This window comes from Methylocaldum sp. GT1TLB (assembly GCF_051027445.1).
Taxonomy (GTDB): Bacteria; Pseudomonadota; Gammaproteobacteria; order Methylococcales; family Methylococcaceae; genus Methylocaldum.
In genome coordinates this window covers 3,996,813-4,015,288 of the sequence record NZ_CP194898.1, presented here as the reverse complement: position 1 = coordinate 4,015,288, position 18,476 = coordinate 3,996,813, and the positions used below count along the sequence as shown (strand labels likewise).

Sequence of the window (18,476 nt, the reverse complement as noted above, 5' to 3'; positions counted from 1 at the left end):
GCCTTTGTGACTCCGAAGCACAACTCACCCGGCTTGCTGCGCCGCCTGGCGGCGCTCGTTTACGACATGGTCGTGCTGGTTGCGGTACTCTTCGCCGCAACGGTCCTCCTGCTGCCGCTTCATCACGGAGAAGCCTTTCAACCGAACCACGGGCTGTATAGCGCATATCTATTGACGGTCAGCTTCGCGTTTGTCGGGTGGTTCTGGACCCATGGCGGACAAACTCTCGGAATGCGTTCCTGGAAAATTCGCCTGTGCACGACAGCCGACACTTCCATCTCCTGGGGCCAGGCTTCGATTCGCTTCTTCTGCGGCTTGATATCCTTCGGCTGCCTAGGCCTCGGCTATCTCTGGGTTTTGTTCGATTCGCAAGGCCGTAGCTGGCACGATCTCGCGTCCCGGAGCAAAATCGTTTGGCAAGATTTAGAGCCTTCAGAGAAAACAGGGATGAATTAAGCGTCTAAGGCAAGAACAATGTCGGATGTCGCGGCGAAATCGGGCATCCAGCTTGCCCCCGCCGCTCATCCCGGCACAACGATCTCGCAAAACGCAGCGGAGATGTCTCATGCAGGACCGCGCCGATGTATTCGAAAACCCCGTGTCACGGGAGGTCTGGAATTGGAAATACCGTCTCACGGACGAAGCGAGCCGCGACTTTGGCGTAAGGGATACCTGGCGGCGTGTAGCGCGAGCCCTGGCCAGCGCGGAGCCCGAAAATTCCGCCCATTGGGAACGCGTTTTTTTTGAAGCCTTGGAAGACTTCCGGTTCTTGCCGGGCGGGCGAATTCTGGCCGGAGCCGGCAGCCGACACGATGTCACGCTGTTCAACTGTTTCGTAATGGGCACTATTGAAGATTCCATGGAAGGCATCTTCTCGGCGCTCAAGGAAGCGGCGCTCACCATGCAGCAAGGAGGCGGCATCGGTTACGACTTTTCCACCCTGCGCCCGTCCGGCATCCCCGCCCACCGATGCGGTGGCGTCGCCTCCGGCCCGGTATCTTTTATGCGCATTTGGGACAGCATGTGCGCCACGATTCTTTCGACCGGTGCCCGACGTGGTGCCATGATGGGTACATTGCGCTGCGATCATCCGGACATCGAAACCTTTGTCGGTGCCAAACGAACCCTCGGCGAGCTACGGAACTTCAATCTTTCCGTACTGATCACGGATGATTTCATGGACGCGCTGAAGCATGATCGGGATTGGCCGCTGGTATTTCCCGTCAATCCCGAGGGAACCCCTGCCGGTACAGGACAGATCGTTCTGAGACGCTGGTCCCATACCGACACCCCTGTTCCCTGCCGCATCGTTCGAGTGATCAGAGCCCGCGACCTGTGGAATGCCATCATGCGGTCCACCTATGAACATGCCGAACCGGGCGTTCTGTTCATCGACCGCATCAATCGGGAAAACAATCTTTGGTATTGCGAACACATATCGGCCACCAATCCTTGCGGCGAAATCCCCTTGCCCCCTTACGGCGCTTGTGATTTGGGCTCCATCAATCTCACCCGCTTCGTATCGCGGCCGTTCGAGGATCACGCCGCTCTGGATTTCGCGGGCATCGAACGGATTACCGCCGTGGCTGTGCGCATGCTGGACAACGTCATCAATGTCAGCCGGTTTCCCTTGCCGCAACAGCGGAATGAAGCGCTCGATAAACGGCGTATCGGTCTGGGAATTACCGGGCTGGCGGACGCCCTGATAATGTTGGGTGTGCGCTACGACGACGAACAGGCGTGTCAGCTTGCCGACAAAATCATGCGAACCGTGTGTCTCGCGGCATATCGGACGTCGATCGAACTGGCGAGCGAAAAGGGTTCTTTCCCCTGTTTGGATCGCGACAAATACCTACAGAGTCCATTTGTTCGGGCCTTGCCGCGCACCATCAGAAAAGGCATTTCCGGACACGGCATTCGGAACAGCCATCTGCTGGCGGTCGCGCCCACCGGCTCCATTAGTCTGCTCGCGAACAACGTGTCCAACGGGCTCGAACCGGCATTTGCCGAGCGCTATCAACGACGCGTCCTAACTCCCGAAGGTCTTCAGAACTACGACATCGAAAACTATGCGGTCCGGTTGTGGAAGCTCGAATGTTCGAAGCACACGCTGCCGCCGGCTTTTGTCACCACCTTCGAATTGTCGCCGCTCGCACATTTACGTATGCAGGTCGCAATCCAACGTTCGGTGGACAACGCCATTTCGAAAACGGTCTACCTGCCCGAGAACTTTCCTTTCTCCGATATGGAGTCACTGTACCGCCAGGCCTACGACATGGGACTAAAGGGTTGTACCACTTATCGGCCCAATCCCATTACCGGAGTCGTAATCAGCCCGACGGAGCCCATGACGGATTCCGCTATCTGCTGCGAACAGAACGATTAGCCCGTGACGCCGCCGGCACATGTCGCTCTGTCACGACACTCGGATATAAAACAGGCGCGGAACTGAGAAAGGGGTTTTGGCGGGAACCGGGACACCGGCGGGGCGTAAGAAGCAATTAAATCTCGTTACGCCCCGGACCGTCGTGTGGTTAAACGATTAGAGGGCGGTGGACGAAATTTTATGGTTCTTGATTTCGCCACGCTGCATGCGGACGTGCTCCTCGAGCTGACGCTTTGCGGCATCGAACGCGTCGCGTAACGCGACGTACACATCCTCATGTGCCTGCTTGTCGTGATGGTCGCGGCTGACCACGATCTGCTTCTGAGGAACGCTCAAATCGATTCTGACTTTATAGAGATTACCCTGGTGCTGATGATGATGCTCCGCCTCGACGGCGACTCTACAGCTGATGATGTGATCACAGAATTGCTCCAGTTTTGCGGCTTTCTCCCGAATGCGGGTTTCAACGGCGTCGGAATGAGGAATGCCTCGAAACGTAATCTCTAGTGGTACTTGCATAGGTCTTTCCCATTAAGTGTCAAGTCTGTAAGTAGTTCAAAAAGTCTCCACCGAAGCCCTGGTCCAGCGCATGCTGTCCGGCTCGTCCAAATTTCCGGCTTCTGCTTGGTGGTTCGGTCCATTGGTTGTTGTGTTGTGACCCTGTAAGGCTTGGGTCGATGGGGCCGAATATGCGCTCAGCCCCTTATTTCCGTGCCGCTCCGGGCACATGATATACAACCCGAAGTCGCCCTGTCGACTTGCGCCCCGCCGCATATTCACGCGAAAGCTTATTCATAAGACTCGTGCGCTCGAAAACGGTTGCCGGCCGATTTGCCACGGGAACCGGTGTTCGATTACGAGGCGTTCGTTCGCCTGAACTCGCGTAGCGCCGCCAAGACCTCGTCTAGGTCCGCCTCGGTATGATCCGCGGAAACCTGAAACCGGATTTCTTCGTCGCCGCGGGGCACTACCGGATAAACGATCCCGGTCGCCAGAATGCCCCGCTCGCGCAGATGAAGGACCATGCTTCGGGTCCTTTCGGTATCCCTGAGCATCAAAGGGACGATCGGATGCGCGCCGGGAAGCGTCTCGAATCCCGAATCCGTTAGACCTTGCCGGAACTTGGCCGTCAAGTCCCGCAGCCGCGCGAGCCGCTGCTGCCCCTCGGAACCGCTCACGATTTCCACGGCTCTCGCGCCGGCGGCCGCTTCGCCCGGCGTGATCGGGTTCGAATAGATGTAGAGCGGGGCTTTTTCGCGCAAAAAATCGACCAGCAGCGAACTGCCGACGACATACCCCCCGTTGACGCCGAAAGCCTTTCCCAAGGTACCGATCAAAATATCCGCCGGCCCGCACTCCGCATACTCCTCGGTGCCTCGGCCGGTTTGCCCGAAAGCGCCGACGCCATGGGAGTCGTCAACGACGACGAACACCCCTTCGGCAAATTTTTCATCATAGGCCTCGGCCAGCGCGAGCAGCTCCTTTAGGGGGGCATGATCGCCGCGCATGCTGAAGATGCCGTCGGTCACGATGATTCCCCGCCGGCACGACTCGGCCGCCTGCCGTAAAAACGTCTCGGCCTGATCGAGGTTCAAATGCTCGTAAACGAACTTCTCCTTCGGCCGGGCCAGACGGATCGCATTGATGATGCAGTTGTGGTTCAACTCGTCGCTAATCACCGCAGTCTCGAGGCCTATCAGGGTCGGCAAAACGCCCATCACCGCCGCGTAAGCCGAGCTGAACAGCATTGCCGCCTGGCGGCCGTGGAACTCGGCCAGACGCTGTTCCAGCCGCACATGCGGCTCGTAGGTGCCGCTGATGAAGCGCACGGCTCCGGGACCCGCACCGTAATTCCGGACGCCTTCCTCCTCCGCCCTCATCACGTCCGCGTGATGCGCGAGCCCAAGATAGCCGTTGGAGTTCATGCGGAGAAACGGACGGTCTCCCTCTCCTTTCAGCAGATAACGGATGCCGTGCCCGTCCCTCGGCGGCAGAACGCCGGTAATGATCGTTTCCCGGCTCTTGCGCACGCCGGACCGGTCCAGCTGCGCCAGCTCTTGCTTCAACAAAGCCTCCATTCGGTCCATGGCCATAGTTCACCTCGTCGCTCAATAATTGATTCCGGAAACGGCAATCGGACGCGAATCAAAGCCGGGATAGCCGGGCTCCATGGAGCTTTTCCAATCCGTTCAGGCAGTCCGCTGCCGTCCCTATGCAGATACACCCTGCAATTTTGCGCGAATCTTTTCGAGCATGTCGCTCGTCATACGCGTTATGTCGTAATGTGGCGTCCAGCCCCACTCCGTCCGTGCCGCGCTGTCGTCCAGGGATTGGGGCCAGGAGTCGGCAATCGCCTGACGCACCGGGTCCACCTCATAGTCGATCGCAAATTCCGGAATATGTTTCCGAATCTCGGCAGCCAATTCGCCAGGGGTAAAACTCATGGCGGTCACATTGAATGCATTGCGGTGTTTCAGCCCGGCGGCGTCGGCTTCCATCAGCATCATCATGGCTCGAACGGCATCGGGCATGTACATCATGTCGAGACGCGTGTCGGCCCGGAGAAAACAGGTGTAATGACGATAGCGGATCGCTTGGTAGAAGATTTCCACCGCGTAATCGGTGGTTCCGCCGCCGGGCGGAGTCCGATAGGAAATGATCCCCGGCAGGCGCAGGCCTCGGGTATCGACGCCGAACCGGCGAAAATAGTAGTCGCAGAGCAATTCGCCGGTAAGCTTGGTGATGCCGTAAATCGTCGTCGGACGCTGGATGGTGTCTTGAGGCGTGTCTTCGCGCGGCGTGGTCGGTCCGAAAGCGCCGATCGAACTCGGAAAGAATACGGCGCATCGGTACTGGCGGGCGACTTCCAGCATACGATACAAACCGCCCATATTGACGTTCCAGGCCACCTGAGGCCGATCTTCGGCTACGGCGGAAAGAAGTGCCGCCAGATGATAAATGGTCTCGATCCGGTAACGGCGCACCACGTCCTGAATCTGGCGCAACTGGGTACAGTCGAGATGCTCGAACAGGCTATCGCTTTCGCCCGCGCCGGCGGGGGGCATGCGAATATCGGCCGCCACCACGAGGCCGTCTCCGTATCGGGTCCGCAACGCCGGAATCAGCTCCGAACCGATTTGGCCGAGCGCGCCGGTCACCAAAATTCGACCTTGTGTACCCATCGTATTCTCCTTCCCCTCGCGGAGCTCCGGATCAGCAGAAAGCCAGCGGTTTCCGAGAGATCGATAGGCCAAGGTTAAATCTCGCCGATGACCGGGTCAATGCAACGGGGATGACGGCGCTGATGCTACTGCTCAGAACCCGTATGAGCCTTGACAATAGGTTTCGGGAACCACAAGCTGGGTCACTGGTCAGCACTCGTGCCCGGAGGTATTCACCATGACCAAAAAAGAAGAAAAGGCCTATTCCCAGGAAGAAATCGAAGAGCGCCTGAAGCAGGAGCTTCCGCATTGGTATTACGAAAACGGCTGGATACGCCGAAAATTCCGAACCCACAGCTGGAAAGCCACCCTGATGGTGGTGAATACGGTCGGACATCTCGCGGAGGCCGCCTGGCATCATCCCGATCTGACCGTGTCTTATGCGTTCGTCATCGTCAAGCTGATGACTCACACGGCAAAAGGCGTAACGGACAAGGATTTCGCTCTGGCGAAAAAGATCGAGGAGGTCGTGCAATGGCAGCCTGGCGCGGAAACCGGCGGCATCCTGGAAGGCACACCGGACGATCCGCGCTTCAGGTATCTCAAGTACGACTGAGCGACTCGAGCAACTGCTGCGCTTCCTTTTGCAGCTTCGGACGAAGGAACAGCAGTTTCCATCGGCTGCCGCCGCACTTTCGCCACAGCACCACCGAGCGGATACCGGCCAGCAAGAGCGCACGGATTCTGTTGCCATTCTCCGGATCGGACAGATACATCTGCTCGCCCGCCACCATCACCCGCGGCTTCAGTTGGCTGACGGTCTGATGATAGGTTTCGGCAAGCGTTGCGAGCACTTCCTCATCCAGAACACCCCGCTCTTCGGCAATGGCGGCGGCTTTTTCCATGCCTGCACGAATGGCCTCGAGCATGCGGGGCTGCTTCATCAGCTTGCGCTCGAGAAAAATAAGCGTCGAGGCGTAGCGCGCCTGCTCCGGATCCACGACATCGGGACCGCCCAACTGTTTTTCGATTTGCCTGAGCCCCGTCATAACGCAGTGGAGACCGCCGTAAACATCCACCACGTCCCCCGAGTCGATCTTGAGCACGCTGCCGATGCTGGCCGCCATGTCCTCGCGATCGGCCGTTCCCCGCTTGGCGATGTGCTGCACGAGGTAAACCGCCTGGGACAGGCCGGCCAAAGCGATCACTTGATTGCGTAAAGTTTTTGTCATCACAGACTGCAACGAATGGCGAAAAATGACAGACCCATTCTCCGCGAGGGATTATTGGTCGCGCCGATTGTATTTCACCGCGTTTCCCTTGGCCAATTCGACAGGATACTTTTCAGCGTTCTTCCGCATCTTTTCCTGCACGGCCTCCTCCAAATCGATACTCATGAGGTCGGCCAGCCGCAGCAGATAAATCAGAACGTCGGCGATCTCCTCCCGCACTGCGCGATAATCTTCGGGATTTTCGGCCAGACGATGCGATTCATCATCCTTAAGCCATTGAAAACGCTCCAGCAGTTCCGCCGCCTCCACGGAAAGCGCAATCGCGAGATTTTTCGGACTGTGGAATTGGTCCCAGTCTCTGTCACGGGCAAACTCTCGTAGAGCCTGTTGTATCGCTGCAATGTTCATGGAAAGCTCTGTTAGCGTATTTTTTTATTGAGGCGGATTAAGCGAAAATAGTTAACACGAACATGGCAAGAGAATGAATACAACAAGCTCTGGACGAACTCCGTGTGATTTCGTTCAATGTTTGTAAACAATCGCTCGTGAAGGTGTAAAAAAAATGGAAAGTCTTATTCAGAACCTGCAACGCACGATTCGCGCCTTGGAAACCCTGAGCGAAAAAAAGCTGCCCGAAGCCGATCAGGTGGACGAACTGCTTGATCAACTGTTTCAGCAGAAAATCGACCTTGTCAATATCACCATCAGCAGCTCGTCACCGGTCTACCAGCAGGCGGTTCAGGCCATGAACCAAGCGGCGGCTCGGGTCGAAAGAGCCGTCAAGGAGCCGTCCCGCATAGGCGATGCCGTTCCGGTCGTGTACGATGCGGTGGGCAAGCTGGCCAAGCTTTTGAATCATGTGATGCCTTGACGCGAATGCAGCCCACGCCACCGGGCCAGCGCTTTCCCTTTCCGCCGCTGAAGGCGGCCGGAGACGCGGCGCTCGCGTCAGAATCCATTCCCCTCGGCCACCTCCGTTGTCCGCCCATCGATTCAGAGACCTATCGAAGGTTGGAAAGGCGGGTAGGGCGCTGCCACCTCAACCAAAGACTGGGCATAGAGCATGATTTCGAGGCTCGCGTGTTCGGCCAGGGACGCACTTTATTCCATATCGAAAATTGGTATTCCGTTCATGGCTTGATGCGCCATATCCTGCGACTCTTGTGGCTGCACAACCGAGGCCGCGAAAATGCCCGAACCATCCAAATCCGTCATAACGAGATCAAGCTCGAACGGCTCCCGCGGGCGTTCGACGGTTTTACTCTGCTGCACATTACCGATCTTCATCTGGACATCTCGGAGGATATTCCCGACACGCTCATCGACGCCGTAAACCGGGTCGATGGCTACGACATCTGCGTTCTGACCGGCGATTTTCGTGCACAAACCTATGGTCCGTACGAACCGACGCTGACGGCCATGCAAAAGGTTCGTCCGTTTCTGAAGGGGCCGGTCTACGGCGTCCTGGGCAATCATGACACCATCCGCATGTCGCCTGGGCTGGAAAACCTGGGAATCCACATGCTGTTGAACGAGTCTATCGCCCTAACTCGCGGCGATGCGACCATCTATCTCGCCGGCATCGACGACCCTCACTACTACCGCGCCGACAACATCGAGAAAGCCACCGATCAAATTCCACAGGAGTCGGTTTCCATTCTGCTTTCGCACTCGCCGGAGATGTATCGGCACGCGGCCTATGCCAATTTCGACGTGATGCTGAGCGGCCACACGCACGGCGGCCAGATTTGCCTGCCCGGAGGCATTCCCATCATTCTCAACGCAAACGCCCCTAGAGCGTTCTGCAACGGACCATGGCGTTACCACTCCTTGCAGGGTTACACATCAGCCGGCAGCGGTGTCAGCATCGTGGATGTGCGTTTGAACTGCCCGCCCGAGATAACCCTGCATCAGTTGCGCTCGACCTAGTAGGGCTGCTCGCGTATCCGGAGCTGGAAAAGGATACGCGAGACCACGAGTTCCATGAATGTAAAGCCGGCGACGAGACCGGCCACATGGATAAGCTCCAAACCCAGCTCGACACGCACGGCAAGTAAAGGGAACAAAGACTCCGGAATTTGATCCAGTCCTAATGCCATGCCACTGGCCGGAACACCAAGACGCCTCTTGATGAAGCTGGAAAAGAGATCGCCCAGCATCGCCGTGGCGCCGATGCAAAGACCCAGCTCGAAGGGAAATCCTACCCCCGCGGCGGCCAGTCCGGTAACCGGAATCGCAGCAATGAACCCTCTCCAGGTCTTGGACGAGCCAAACAGCGGCCGCCGGTCGACGAAATGCGCGCCGCCGTCTATAGGCCATGCCAAACGCTCGCCCAGTCCCTTGTTGATCAGTATGGGAACGCCGTTAGCGGCCATTAGCAGGAATAGAAGTTTAAGAGTCAGCATTGTCACCGTAATCGGCCGCCCAAAACCGGTACCGCAATTCGAGAATGTCGCCGCTTCAGCTCAAGAGCACTGCCACCAGGCCGGTTATGAAAATGCCGTCGAAAGTGCCGGCGCCTCCGATGGATGCAATCGGAGCCGCCATTCGGCGAATATCCTTCAGGCGCAAGAGATCGGCACCGATCAAGACCCCCAACGATCCCGAGATATAGGCGAGAGGAGCCCGATATTCCTCTCCCAGGAAAATGGCGGCCAGAGCCGCCGCGAGCGGAGCGACCAAGACCGGCATGCCGATGCCGACGCCCGGAATGGGCCGGCTCATGAAGTAGCTGACCGAAGCGACAAAAGCCGTAGCCGCAATAATTTGCAAAGGCGGAACACTGTAGCTGTTGACCAGGTACAGCGAGAACAGCACCGGCACCAAACAGCCGCCCACGTTTACCGCGACTTGAGTGCGGCCGGTAAAAGGCACCGGCGGCCGGCGCAGCAAGCCGTATCCTATTCTTTCAATCGGCGGTGGCGCGGCGGATACCCGCAGCGTAAACAAAGGCAGATTGATGGCGCTGCCGAGCAAGGAGGTAATCAACAGCGTCAGCGCCGATTCCGGATTCAAACCGAGTTTCTGGAAAGTTAGGGTAATCAGCCCCAGCTTGATACTGAAGATAATCCACAGCAGCAAGCCCAAAAAGAACAAAAAGTAGAGAGGTGAAAACGGTGATCGCATCAGCGCTGGTCCAGCCCATAAAAAAGGCCGTGGGGCATGTCCCACGGCCCCTCATGGGTTATTCGACTTTAATGCTTTTACGCTTGGAGGTGGCCACCTTGGGAATGGTCAACTCGAGCACGCCATCTTTGAAATTCGCCTTGACCTTATCCCCTTCCACCGGGCAAGGCAGGCGGATGGTCCGCTGAAATTCGCCCCGACTCAGCTCGCGCCGGTAGAACTGGCCTTTTTCCTCCTCTTCCTCGCGTCGGGTCGTGGCCCGAATGCTGAGTGTATTGTCCTGCAGCGAGACATCGAGGTTTTCCTTGCTGACCCCCGGCAACTCCGCACGGACCAGCAACTCCGGTTCGCGGTCGATCACATCCACTCTAGGCACGCGCCCGCCGAAGACGGACTCTCTTTCCGGCCAGCCCCGTCCAAAAAAGAACGGTTGCATCCAGTTGCGCCGCACCTCGTCGAACCATTGCTCGAGCTCGTCCAAGGGGCTTAGGAATTGCCCCGCTTGCGGCTGCGTCACTTCTTTGCCGGTGGACTTTTTGGTCTGACTCTCTCGCTTGTCGGTCATAGCATTTCCTCCTTTATAAACGCAAACTTGGATTCACATATCAGGCACGCTAGAGAGAACAAAGCCGGACATGCCGGTTTCTGAAATAAGACCGTTAACGACATTTTTCAACGGCTTTGCGACGAGCTGCTGCCTTCCATAGGTCGTGCAACATTCGACAACAACCCATGTCAAAGTGTTGCAAGAGAAAGCCGTATCGGCAACATGGCGTGGGGTTCGCAAGATGTCTCCTTCGGTTTTCTTTTCCCCTTCTTCAACTGTCGGCGCTTCAAAACACCATTTTTGCATCGCCCTTTCTTATTCGCTACTCTAGCTTACCGGATAAACAACCGCTATCTTTTGATGGAAATTCTCATATTGGTCTTTCTTTTTCTGTTGAATGGCGTATTCGCCATGTCGGAAATGGCCATAGTCTCCGCCCGGAAAATCCGCCTGCAACAGTCCGCCCAAGAAGGCCATTTCGGCGCTAAAGCCGCCCTCCAGTTAGCCAACGAACCTTCTCATTTCCTTTCCACGATTCAGGTCGGCATCACCTTGATCGGGATTCTCATGGGCGCTTTCGGTGAAGCCGCCATTTCCGGCGAACTAGCCGAATATCTCGAACAGTTTCCGGAAATTGCGCCTTACAGCCGCGGTCTATCGCTGGCCGTGGTGGTCATCGGGATTACTTACTTTTCTCTGATCATCGGCGAGCTGGTTCCGAAGCGGCTAGCGCTGCAAAAGCCGGAGAAAATCGCCATGGTTATCGCCCGGCCGATGAATTTCATTTCGCTGGTGGCGTATCCTCTGGTCAAGATTCTGAGCCTATCGACCGACTTCATTCTGCGGCTGTTTAGAGCGCGACAGCCCGAGGAGCCGCTGATCACCGAAAAGGAAATCAGGATCATGATCGATCAGGGCACCGCAGCCGGCGTGTTCGATAAATCCGAACAGGAGATGGTTTCGAACGTCCTGCGCCTGGATGTGCTTCGCGTCGGGGCGATCATGACGCCTCGGATGGATATCTATTACCTGGACATCAAGGATTCATTCGAGGAAAACCGCCGAAAGATCATCGACAGCCCCTATTCGAGAATCCCCGTCTGCAAAGACGGGCTCGACAACGTCATAGGATTCGTCCAGGCCAAGGATCTGCTGACCAAAGCCCTCCTCGGCGATTCCATCGACCTGGGCCGACTGATCAAAACGCCACGCTACGTGCCGAAATCCCTCAATCCCATGCAACTGTTGGAGGAGTTCAAGCGCTCGAAAACGCCCATGGCTTTAGTCGTGGACGAATACGGCGAAGTCGCCGGACTGGTCACGCTCAAGGATGTGATGGAAGCCATCGTGGGCGACATTCCTATGGCTGAAGGGGAAGAAGAACCGGAAGCCATTCAGCGAAACGACGGTTCCTGGCTTTTGGACGGAATGCTGAGCACCGCGAAATTCAAGCAGATCTTCGACTTGGAGGAACTACCCGACGAGGCCACGGGCAATTTCCATACGATAGGCGGCTTCGTCATGCTGCAGCTCGGTCACGTTCCGCGCGCGGCCGATCATTTCGAATGGAATCACCTTCGTTTCGAAGTGGTCGACATGGACAAGAATCGAGTGGACAAGTTGTTGGTTTCGCCGATCGATTTCGGCTAACAAGGCTTGAGACGACGGAGAAACTCGACGTAGCCCTAAACTTGGCTTGATCAGCGTGACTCGTTCTTCGTGGTGCCGCAGCGTTCGCACCGATAAACGGTAATCAGCTTGCCCTGCTTGACGTCAAAGGGCTTTTCCCGCACCACTATCCATTTGTGAAAACCGCTCCGGCACAATGTCTTGCCGGCGTGCTTTTCCGAGGCCTTCGGCCGCCGGAAATTAACGACATCGCCCATGGATCGAACTCCTCAACTCAGGAAAAAATGGTTCTGAAAGTCAAATTAATGCGTTCGGTCTTAGGCTCCCGCGCTTTCGGCACGGAATGTCGCCACCCATGCTGCAAACGCCCGCCCATGAGCAGCAGACTGCCGTGGGTCAAGACGATTTCCAAGGTTTCTCCGGTCTTGTTGTGGCGAAGCCTGAACAGCCGTTCGGCGCCAAAACTCAAAGAGGCGATGAACGGGTTCGATCCGAGCTCTTTCTCCTTGTCGGCATGCCAGCCCATCGAGTCCCGGCCGTCTCGATAGAGATTGCCGAGCACGCTGTTGAACCGCCGCCCGCAAAACCTTTCAACGCGGTCCTTCAGCATCGACAAGGTTTCGTTCCAAGGCAGCGGTTCATGGCTCACGCCGGAGTAGCGGTAAGCCGCGCCCGCGTCCCCGTACCAGCACACCAACCGCGGTACCCTCACCCGCCTGCCGAAAACCGTGATGTCTTCTTCCTGCCAAGCCAAATCCCGCCGCAAAAGGATATGAAGCGCATCCGCTTCCGGGCGAGAAACGAAATCTTCGACGAAATACAATTCGCCGTCCCGAGGCGCGAGATTAACCGTGGGCCATTGGGCCGGTGAGCCTGGCTGACGCAAACCGAACAACCCCGTTCAAAGACCCGCGCTATCCATCCGTTCCACCAAACGCTGCAGACCATCGGAAATCAGAACGGTGTACGCCGCGCCATCTTCGATGGCTTTCAGGGCGGGCGGCAATTGCTGCAATTGTCCCCGTAGCCGCTCCCGCATGACAGCGAGCGTCTCCTGTGCACCGACGCGCTTGCCTTTGGCCATTACCTGGCGAAGCAGCGGTTCGCCTTCGATCTGAGACTCGCTTTCCTCGGCCATCACATCGTGCAGCATGTGGCCTTCATCGTCGTAACGGCGGTACACCTGCTTGCGCCCAGGCCAATTCTCCTTGCCTTTCGATCGCTTGCGTCTGGGACGCCCCGCATATTCCTGCAACTTGTAAGCGCAGTTCAAGTACGGCATATCTTGGGACGTCGTCAAACGCGTTCCGACTCCGAATCCATCGATAGGAGCGCCCGCCCCGAGCATCCTCAGGAGTTCGTGCTCGTCCAGATCGCCGCTGGCGAAAATGCTGCACTCCGTGAGCCCGCCCTCATCCAGAATCGACCGTACCCCCTTAGCCAGTTCCGCCATATCGCCGCTGTCTAAACGCACCCCTTTTATGGGGATGTTTCTTTCGGCCAGCCTGGGAGCCAAAGCAACCACTTTTCGGGCGGCTTCCAGCGTGTCGTAGGTATCGATCAGAAGCAGCACGTTGCCCGGCAGGCTTTCCGCAAACCGCTCGAATGCTTCGACCTCGTCGTCATGCGCCATGATGTAGGAATGGGCCATGGTGCCGTAAACCGGAATGTCGAATAATTTTCCGGCCAGAACATTCGACGTGCCGTCGAAACCGGCCAGATAAGCGGCGCGGGCGGCCATCAGACCGGCCTCGGCGCCGTGGGCGCGGCGCAGTCCGAAATCCACCAAAAGCTTTCCCGGCGCGGCGAGCGCCGATCTAGCCGCTTTCGAAGCGATCATGGTCTGGAGCTGAACGATATTGATCAAACGGGTCTCGATGATCTGGGCCTCGGCAATCGGCGCCGTTACCCGAACGATCGGCTCGTTCTGAAAAAAGACCGTTCCTTCCGGGATGGCATAAACATCCCCGGTGAAGCGAAGCTTGGACAAATGGTCGATAAACTCGGGCGTAAAGTAATCCAAAGTACCGAGCCACTCGCACTCCTCGTCGGAAAACTCGAAGTCTTCCAGGAATTCGACAAGCTGTTCCAGCCCGGCGGCAATCAGAAAATTTCGGTTCGGCGGAACCTTCCGTACGAACAGTTCGAAGGTCGCGGTGCCGGACATGCCCTCCCGATGATAGGCCTGCAGCATGGTAAGCTGATAAAGATCGGTAAGGAGCGCGGCGTGTTGTGTTTTCATGCTGTAATCCGGTCCTGCGATATCAGACGGGCGTCCGAGACAAAGTCGGCGATTATTAACGGCCTTAAAAACTACGCGGAATTTTTTGGCTGTTCGGAGTCACAAATAAATAATGTCTAGCGATATCGAATCATCGGGCGATCGGACATCGGCTGTCAAACGGACTATTGCTTCAAATGCCGTTCGAGCCGGTATTGAATGTCTGGTTCGCTCCAACGCCAAGACTTATAATTCTTGGGCGTCCGGACATGGCATCAAGTTCAAAGCCTGCTTCAGAAGCGGCATTGCCCTGTTTGAACTTCGGCGCAATCCACCGGCTTTTAGTTCAGACGATGTCGCACTGGCGAGATCACAATCGCGGCTGGCCCGCGAGTCCGTGTCGAAAATCACAGATTTCACAGATTGAGTATGACCAATGGCTAAAATTGTCTTGAAGGTAACGGGCATGAAGTGCGGCGGCTGCGAAAATCAGGTCCAGGACGCCGTTAAATCCTGTGTCGGCGTTTCATCAGCCAAGGCTTCCCACACGGCCAGCACGGTCGAAATCGATTACGACGAAACAAGAACCGACCTGGCCTCGGTTAAGCAGGCAATCACCGAAAAAGGCTTCACGGTCGGCTGAAAGTTCCGTCACGCGAGCTTTTGCGCCAGGCGGTACTTTCCTCCGTTAGGATGAGCAATCCGTTCGGCGTTGCAGGGACCGTAGCCGCGTCCACAAATCCAGCACACGATAGGAAAAATGTTTGCCGACTCGTAATGGTATTCGGAGCAGTGCCGATGGATAGAATGGAATGGCGAATCGCGCCGCATCCCTGTCTAATGTCTGAGAGGTTTTCAAGCAGGGAGATGCTTATCGGCCTTCGTGCCGCGGCTCGATGCTCAACTATAAAAAGGGTATTCACATGAAAACGCCTGCGCATATCGCCGTTACGGGAGCGGCGGGGCAAATTAGTTATGCATTGCTGTTTCGGCTGATTGCAGGGGACTTGCTGGGCGACGATCAACCCATCGTATTGCATTTGCTCGAGATTCCGGAGGCCATCGTCGGATTGGACGGCGTAAGGATGGAACTCATCGATTGCGCCGCGCCCTTACTCCACGATGTGATCGTATCCGATGATCCTTATGTGGCGTTCGAAAATGCCGATCTCGCCTTCTTGATCGGCGCGAAACCGCGGGGGCCCGGCATGGAGCGCAAGGATCTCTTGAGGGTGAATGCGGACATCTTCGCCATCCAGGGCCGGGCGCTCAATGCCGCCGCCAAACGCAGCGTCAAAACGCTGGTGGTCGGCAATCCCGCCAACACCAATGCCTTGATCACCCAGCACAACGCCCCCGACCTTCCGCCGGAAAATTTTTCCGCCATGACCCGGCTCGACCACAATCGGGCGGTAAGCCAGTTAGCCCTGCATTGCGGTTGCTCGGTGAGCGATATTCGGAAAGTGATCATCTGGGGCAATCATTCGACCACGCAGTACCCGGACTTGCATCATGCACTGGTTCAGGGAAAGCCGGCGCTCGACAGGGTCGAATGGGATTGGTACGAAAAGGAGTTCATTCCGACCGTACAGAACCGTGGCGCGGTGGTGATTCAAACACGCGGAAAATCGAGTGCCGCTTCCGCCGCCAACGCAGCGCTAGACCATATGCGGAATTGGCTGTTCGGCACGCCGACTGGGGACTGGACCAGTATGACTATCCTCAGCGACGGCAGTTACGGTATCGCACCGGGCCTCATGTTTTCCTACCCGGTCGAAATCGAGGACGCACAGTACCGGATCGTACAAAATTTGGAAACCGGCGAGTTCAGCCGGGAGAAACTCAAGATAACCGAAGCCGAGCTGTTGGCCGAACGCGAAGCGGTGCGGCATCTCCTCCGTTGAACGCGGGCGGCGGCGCAGTGTCGGCCGCCGCGTCCCGGATAAAAAGTCAGTTTTTTACCAGCAGCAATTCCAGCAACGCCTTTTGCGAATGCAAGCGGTTCTCGGCCTCGTCCCAGACCACGCTTTGCGGGCCTTCCAGCACTTCGGCGCTGACCTCCTCGCCGCGATGGGCCGGGAGACAATGCATGAATAGCGCCTCCGAAGCCGCCAGTTCCATCAGAGTCGAATCGACTTGGTAGCCTTGGAAGGCATTCCTGCGCTGCGCCTGTTCGGATTCCTGCCCCATGCTTGCCCAAACATCCGTCACCACCAAATCCGCTCCGCGCGCTGCGTCCGACGGATCGCTCAGCAGTTCCACGCGATCGCCGGCCCATTCGATCAATGCCGATTCCGGCTCGTAACCTGCGGGGCAAGCAATCCGGAGCTTGAAATCGAGCAATCCTGCCGCGTGAATATAGGTCTGGCACATATTGTTGCCGTCGCCGATCCAGGCCACCGTCTTGCCGGCAATGTCGCCGCGGTGCTCGAAATAGGTCTGCATGTCGGCGAGCAGCTGACACGGATGGAATCTATCCGTGAGACCGTTGATGACCGGCACCCGCGAATAGGCCGCGAAAGTTTCCACCGTTTCGTGGGCATGGGTACGCAGCATGACCCCATCGACCATGCGCGAAACGACGCGGGCGGAGTCTTCGATGGGTTCGCCCCGTCCCAACTGGGTATCCCGCGGCGACAGAAAGATCGCGGCACCGCCGAACTGCACCATGCCGACCTCGAACGACAATCGGGTGCGGGTGGAGGACTTCTCGAACATCATCCCGAGCACTTTGTTTCTCAGCGGCTCGTATGGGCTCTTCATGTGCTTGAGCTCGATGGCCCGTCGGATGAGCGCGCGGAACTCCTCGCTGCTCAAATCCAAAAGAGTAATCAAATGACGTGGTTTCATACGCGTTCTCCGACCCCATGGGCCGTGTAGTCGGCGACCAGAGCAGAGATCCCTTCGATTAACAGCTTCTCTTCATCGTCGTTCAAAACGAACGGCGGCAACAAGCGTATCGTTCGGTCCGCCGTAACATTGATCAAAAACCCGCGGCTCAGCGCCTGAGCGACCAGATCGATGCAAGGGGTATCGAGCTCGATGCCGATCATCAGCCCTTTCCCGCGGATATCCACGACACGAGGATTGCCGGCCAGCTTGTCGCGAATCCCGATCAACAAACGCTCGCCGAGTTCTCCCGCACGCTCCACCAAGCGGTTTTCGGAGATCGTCCGCAATACGGCCAGTGCGGCGCTACATGCCAGGGGATTGCCGCCGAAGGTGGACGCGTGCTTGCCGGCGGTCAACATGTCCGCCGCAATTCCTCTGGCGAGGCAGGCACCGATCGGTACGCCGTTGCCCAAGGCTTTGGCCAGGGTCATGACATCGGGCATGATGCCGTGGTGCTGGAAGGCGAACCATTTGCCGGTCCGGCCGATACCGGTCTGGACCTCGTCCAGCATCAAGAGCCAACCGCGCTGATCGCAGATGCGGCGAAGGCCGGGCAGGAAATCGTCAGCCGGAACGCGTACGCCGCCCTCGCCCTGCACCGGTTCCACCAGGACCGCCACGACATTGGGGTTGGCCACGGCCTCGACAGCCGCGACGCTGCCGTACGGCACTCGCACGAAGCCTTCGACCAGGGGTTCGAAACCCTCCTGCACCTTGGGATTGCCGGTGGCGCTCAAGGTCGCGAGCGTGCGGCCGTGAAAGCTGCCCTCCATGACGATCACGGCGGGCCGATCGATGCCGCGATGATGCCCGTAACGGCGGGCGATCTTGATGGCCGCTTCGTTCGCCTCGGCGCCGGAATTGCAGAAAAAGGCGTTATCCAGTCCGCTCAGGCGGCACAGTTCGCCGGCGAGCTCTTCTTGCAGCTCGATGCGGTAAATGTTCGAAGTGTGCAGCAATTTGCCCGCCTGTTCGCAGATCGCACGGGAAACGGCTGGATGGGCATGACCCAGGCTGCATACTGCCACCCCTGAAATGGCGTCCAGATAGCGCTTGCCCTCCGTGTCCCAAAGCCATGCACCCTCGCCCCGGTCGAACGTTATCGGCAACCGGGCATAAGTCGGCATTACCTGACTGGTCATCACTCGTCTTCCCCAAAATAAAAAGGCAGTCGCAAGACTGCCCCAAAAAGAAGGGAAACATTATAGTGAAAAAATGCTTAGGTACAAGCACTTGGAGGCTTGAAGGCCGGATACCGGCAACGACTCGGCAGCTTGGCGCC

23 protein-coding genes are annotated in these 18,476 nt (G+C 57.4%); 9 read left to right on the top strand and 14 right to left on the bottom strand.

The annotated features are described in order from the left end of the window. Positions 1 to 6 precede the first annotated feature (6 nt). On the top strand, positions 7 to 456 hold the full coding sequence (locus ACR2R1_RS17675; RefSeq protein ID WP_240502397.1) for an RDD family protein: 450 nt from the start codon (positions 7 to 9) through the stop codon (positions 454 to 456). Between the two features lie 109 nt (positions 457 to 565). Further along, positions 566 to 2,386 carry an adenosylcobalamin-dependent ribonucleoside-diphosphate reductase gene (locus tag ACR2R1_RS17670; protein ID WP_077728671.1) on the top strand — a complete coding sequence of 607 codons (1,821 nt, stop codon included), beginning with the start codon at positions 566 to 568 and terminating at the stop codon, positions 2,384 to 2,386. Positions 2,387 to 2,542: 156 nt separating this feature from the next. Here ACR2R1_RS17670 and ACR2R1_RS17665 read toward each other — a convergent pair whose 3' ends face one another. The 3 genes from ACR2R1_RS17665 to ACR2R1_RS17655 form a co-directional block, all read right to left on the bottom strand. Further along, entirely contained in the window at positions 2,543 to 2,905 is a 363-nt protein-coding gene (locus tag ACR2R1_RS17665) for an HPF/RaiA family ribosome-associated protein (protein ID WP_077728670.1), read from the bottom strand. Positions 2,906 to 3,240: 335 nt separating this feature from the next. After that, complete coding sequence (locus ACR2R1_RS17660; RefSeq protein ID WP_434111215.1) at positions 3,241 to 4,479, bottom strand: aminotransferase class I/II-fold pyridoxal phosphate-dependent enzyme; 1,239 nt, start codon at positions 4,477 to 4,479, stop codon at positions 3,241 to 3,243. 117 nt (positions 4,480 to 4,596) lie between these two features. Then, on the bottom strand, positions 4,597 to 5,568 hold the full coding sequence (locus tag ACR2R1_RS17655; RefSeq protein ID WP_347257290.1) for an L-threonine 3-dehydrogenase: 972 nt from the start codon (positions 5,566 to 5,568) through the stop codon (positions 4,597 to 4,599). Between the two features lie 217 nt (positions 5,569 to 5,785). Here ACR2R1_RS17655 and ACR2R1_RS17650 point away from each other — a divergent pair, with 217 nt between their 5' ends. Next, positions 5,786 to 6,163, top strand: a complete 378-nt coding sequence (locus tag ACR2R1_RS17650; RefSeq protein WP_086134011.1) for a 4a-hydroxytetrahydrobiopterin dehydratase — start codon at positions 5,786 to 5,788, stop codon at positions 6,161 to 6,163. Here ACR2R1_RS17650 and hflD read toward each other — a convergent pair. Next, complete coding sequence (gene hflD, locus ACR2R1_RS17645; protein ID WP_156880572.1) at positions 6,150 to 6,779, bottom strand: high frequency lysogenization protein HflD; 630 nt, start codon at positions 6,777 to 6,779, stop codon at positions 6,150 to 6,152. The two genes, ACR2R1_RS17650 and hflD, sit on opposite strands and share 14 nt — an antisense overlap. Before the next feature lie 51 nt (positions 6,780 to 6,830). Continuing rightward, a complete protein-coding gene (locus tag ACR2R1_RS17640) occupies positions 6,831 to 7,187 on the bottom strand; it encodes a nucleotide pyrophosphohydrolase (RefSeq protein WP_086134010.1) in 357 nt (118 codons plus the stop codon). 154 nt (positions 7,188 to 7,341) lie between these two features. Here ACR2R1_RS17640 and ACR2R1_RS17635 point away from each other — a divergent pair, with 154 nt between their 5' ends. Both ACR2R1_RS17635 and ACR2R1_RS17630 read left to right on the top strand, forming a co-directional pair. Then, complete coding sequence (locus ACR2R1_RS17635; RefSeq protein ID WP_077728665.1) at positions 7,342 to 7,650, top strand: hypothetical protein; 309 nt, start codon at positions 7,342 to 7,344, stop codon at positions 7,648 to 7,650. Positions 7,651 to 7,655: 5 nt separating this feature from the next. Next, positions 7,656 to 8,708, top strand: coding sequence for a metallophosphoesterase (locus ACR2R1_RS17630; protein ID WP_133718759.1), 1,053 nt, complete (start codon positions 7,656 to 7,658; stop codon positions 8,706 to 8,708). Here ACR2R1_RS17630 and ACR2R1_RS17625 read toward each other — a convergent pair. The 4 genes from ACR2R1_RS17625 to ACR2R1_RS17610 are packed head-to-tail and all read right to left on the bottom strand — an operon-like array spanning position 8,705 to position 10,758. After that, complete coding sequence (locus ACR2R1_RS17625) at positions 8,705 to 9,184, bottom strand: CDP-archaeol synthase (protein ID WP_434111211.1); 480 nt, start codon at positions 9,182 to 9,184, stop codon at positions 8,705 to 8,707. The genes ACR2R1_RS17630 and ACR2R1_RS17625 overlap by 4 nt on opposite strands. 55 nt (positions 9,185 to 9,239) lie before the next feature. Further along, positions 9,240 to 9,905 (bottom strand): DUF1614 domain-containing protein, encoded by a 666-nt coding sequence (locus tag ACR2R1_RS17620; protein WP_077728663.1) that lies wholly within the window; start codon positions 9,903 to 9,905, stop codon positions 9,240 to 9,242. A 58-nt stretch (positions 9,906 to 9,963) separates the two neighbouring features. Next, on the bottom strand, positions 9,964 to 10,470 hold the full coding sequence (locus tag ACR2R1_RS17615; protein ID WP_086134008.1) for an Hsp20/alpha crystallin family protein: 507 nt from the start codon (positions 10,468 to 10,470) through the stop codon (positions 9,964 to 9,966). A gap of 33 nt (positions 10,471 to 10,503) precedes the next feature. After that, entirely contained in the window at positions 10,504 to 10,758 is a 255-nt protein-coding gene (locus tag ACR2R1_RS17610) for a hypothetical protein (RefSeq protein WP_139841055.1), read from the bottom strand. A 54-nt stretch (positions 10,759 to 10,812) separates the two neighbouring features. On the opposite strand from ACR2R1_RS17610, the gene ACR2R1_RS17605 reads away from it, so the two are divergent. Beyond that, entirely contained in the window at positions 10,813 to 12,102 is a 1,290-nt protein-coding gene (locus ACR2R1_RS17605; protein WP_240502395.1) for a hemolysin family protein, read from the top strand. A 50-nt stretch (positions 12,103 to 12,152) separates the two neighbouring features. On the opposite strand, the gene ACR2R1_RS17600 is transcribed toward ACR2R1_RS17605, so the two are convergent. From ACR2R1_RS17600 to ACR2R1_RS17590, 3 genes are read right to left on the bottom strand one after another with little or no spacing between them, the layout of a single operon-like run. Next, a complete protein-coding gene (locus tag ACR2R1_RS17600; RefSeq protein ID WP_086134007.1) occupies positions 12,153 to 12,338 on the bottom strand; it encodes a hypothetical protein in 186 nt (61 codons plus the stop codon). Positions 12,339 to 12,355: 17 nt separating this feature from the next. Continuing rightward, positions 12,356 to 12,967 carry an alpha-ketoglutarate-dependent dioxygenase AlkB gene (locus ACR2R1_RS17595; protein WP_077728744.1) on the bottom strand — a complete coding sequence of 204 codons (612 nt, stop codon included), beginning with the start codon at positions 12,965 to 12,967 and terminating at the stop codon, positions 12,356 to 12,358. A gap of 15 nt (positions 12,968 to 12,982) precedes the next feature. Beyond that, positions 12,983 to 14,323: a nicotinate phosphoribosyltransferase gene (locus ACR2R1_RS17590; RefSeq protein ID WP_434111208.1), complete on the bottom strand. Its 1,341-nt coding sequence runs from the start codon at positions 14,321 to 14,323 to the stop codon at positions 12,983 to 12,985. Positions 14,324 to 14,435: 112 nt separating this feature from the next. On the opposite strand from ACR2R1_RS17590, the gene ACR2R1_RS17585 reads away from it, so the two are divergent. From ACR2R1_RS17585 to ACR2R1_RS17575, 3 genes are all read left to right on the top strand, one after another. After that, positions 14,436 to 14,729, top strand: a complete 294-nt coding sequence (locus ACR2R1_RS17585; RefSeq protein WP_143735059.1) for a hypothetical protein — start codon at positions 14,436 to 14,438, stop codon at positions 14,727 to 14,729. Positions 14,730 to 14,738: 9 nt separating this feature from the next. Beyond that, entirely contained in the window at positions 14,739 to 14,945 is a 207-nt protein-coding gene (locus ACR2R1_RS17580) for a heavy-metal-associated domain-containing protein (RefSeq protein WP_077728659.1), read from the top strand. 280 nt (positions 14,946 to 15,225) lie between these two features. Beyond that, positions 15,226 to 16,206 (top strand): malate dehydrogenase, encoded by a 981-nt coding sequence (locus ACR2R1_RS17575; protein ID WP_347257286.1) that lies wholly within the window; start codon positions 15,226 to 15,228, stop codon positions 16,204 to 16,206. A gap of 46 nt (positions 16,207 to 16,252) precedes the next feature. Here ACR2R1_RS17575 and argF read toward each other — a convergent pair whose 3' ends face one another. Then, entirely contained in the window at positions 16,253 to 17,152 is a 900-nt protein-coding gene (argF, locus tag ACR2R1_RS17570) for an ornithine carbamoyltransferase (RefSeq protein ID WP_077728658.1), read from the bottom strand. Next, positions 17,149 to 18,336: an acetylornithine transaminase gene (locus tag ACR2R1_RS17565; RefSeq protein WP_434111205.1), complete on the bottom strand. Its 1,188-nt coding sequence runs from the start codon at positions 18,334 to 18,336 to the stop codon at positions 17,149 to 17,151. The genes argF and ACR2R1_RS17565 overlap by 4 nt, the downstream gene beginning before the upstream one ends. Positions 18,337 to 18,476 lie beyond the last annotated feature (140 nt).

Bases quoted from the DNA above. Each gene is read 5' to 3' on its own strand.
- ACR2R1_RS17670 (WP_077728671.1), top strand. From the start codon at position 566: ATGCAGGACCGCGCCGATGTATTCGAAAACCCCGTGTCACGGGAGGTC.
- ACR2R1_RS17665 (WP_077728670.1), bottom strand. From the start codon at position 2,905: ATGCAAGTACCACTAGAGATTACGTTTCGAGGCATTCCTCATTCCGAC.
- ACR2R1_RS17660 (WP_434111215.1), bottom strand. From the start codon at position 4,479: ATGGCCATGGACCGAATGGAGGCTTTGTTGAAGCAAGAGCTGGCGCAG.
- ACR2R1_RS17655 (WP_347257290.1), bottom strand. From the start codon at position 5,568: ATGGGTACACAAGGTCGAATTTTGGTGACCGGCGCGCTCGGCCAAATC.
- ACR2R1_RS17650 (WP_086134011.1), top strand. From the start codon at position 5,786: ATGACCAAAAAAGAAGAAAAGGCCTATTCCCAGGAAGAAATCGAAGAG.
- hflD (WP_156880572.1), bottom strand. From the start codon at position 6,779: ATGACAAAAACTTTACGCAATCAAGTGATCGCTTTGGCCGGCCTGTCC.
- ACR2R1_RS17640 (WP_086134010.1), bottom strand. From the start codon at position 7,187: ATGAACATTGCAGCGATACAACAGGCTCTACGAGAGTTTGCCCGTGAC.
- ACR2R1_RS17635 (WP_077728665.1), top strand. From the start codon at position 7,342: ATGGAAAGTCTTATTCAGAACCTGCAACGCACGATTCGCGCCTTGGAA.
- ACR2R1_RS17630 (WP_133718759.1), top strand. From the start codon at position 7,656: ATGCAGCCCACGCCACCGGGCCAGCGCTTTCCCTTTCCGCCGCTGAAG.
- ACR2R1_RS17625 (WP_434111211.1), bottom strand. From the start codon at position 9,184: ATGCTGACTCTTAAACTTCTATTCCTGCTAATGGCCGCTAACGGCGTT.
- ACR2R1_RS17620 (WP_077728663.1), bottom strand. From the start codon at position 9,905: ATGCGATCACCGTTTTCACCTCTCTACTTTTTGTTCTTTTTGGGCTTG.
- ACR2R1_RS17615 (WP_086134008.1), bottom strand. From the start codon at position 10,470: ATGACCGACAAGCGAGAGAGTCAGACCAAAAAGTCCACCGGCAAAGAA.
- ACR2R1_RS17610 (WP_139841055.1), bottom strand. From the start codon at position 10,758: ATGCAAAAATGGTGTTTTGAAGCGCCGACAGTTGAAGAAGGGGAAAAG.
- ACR2R1_RS17605 (WP_240502395.1), top strand. From the start codon at position 10,813: ATGGAAATTCTCATATTGGTCTTTCTTTTTCTGTTGAATGGCGTATTC.
- ACR2R1_RS17600 (WP_086134007.1), bottom strand. From the start codon at position 12,338: ATGGGCGATGTCGTTAATTTCCGGCGGCCGAAGGCCTCGGAAAAGCAC.
- ACR2R1_RS17590 (WP_434111208.1), bottom strand. From the start codon at position 14,323: ATGAAAACACAACACGCCGCGCTCCTTACCGATCTTTATCAGCTTACC.
- ACR2R1_RS17585 (WP_143735059.1), top strand. From the start codon at position 14,436: ATGTCTAGCGATATCGAATCATCGGGCGATCGGACATCGGCTGTCAAA.
- ACR2R1_RS17580 (WP_077728659.1), top strand. From the start codon at position 14,739: ATGGCTAAAATTGTCTTGAAGGTAACGGGCATGAAGTGCGGCGGCTGC.
- ACR2R1_RS17575 (WP_347257286.1), top strand. From the start codon at position 15,226: ATGAAAACGCCTGCGCATATCGCCGTTACGGGAGCGGCGGGGCAAATT.
- argF (WP_077728658.1), bottom strand. From the start codon at position 17,152: ATGAAACCACGTCATTTGATTACTCTTTTGGATTTGAGCAGCGAGGAG.
- ACR2R1_RS17565 (WP_434111205.1), bottom strand. From the start codon at position 18,336: ATGACCAGTCAGGTAATGCCGACTTATGCCCGGTTGCCGATAACGTTC.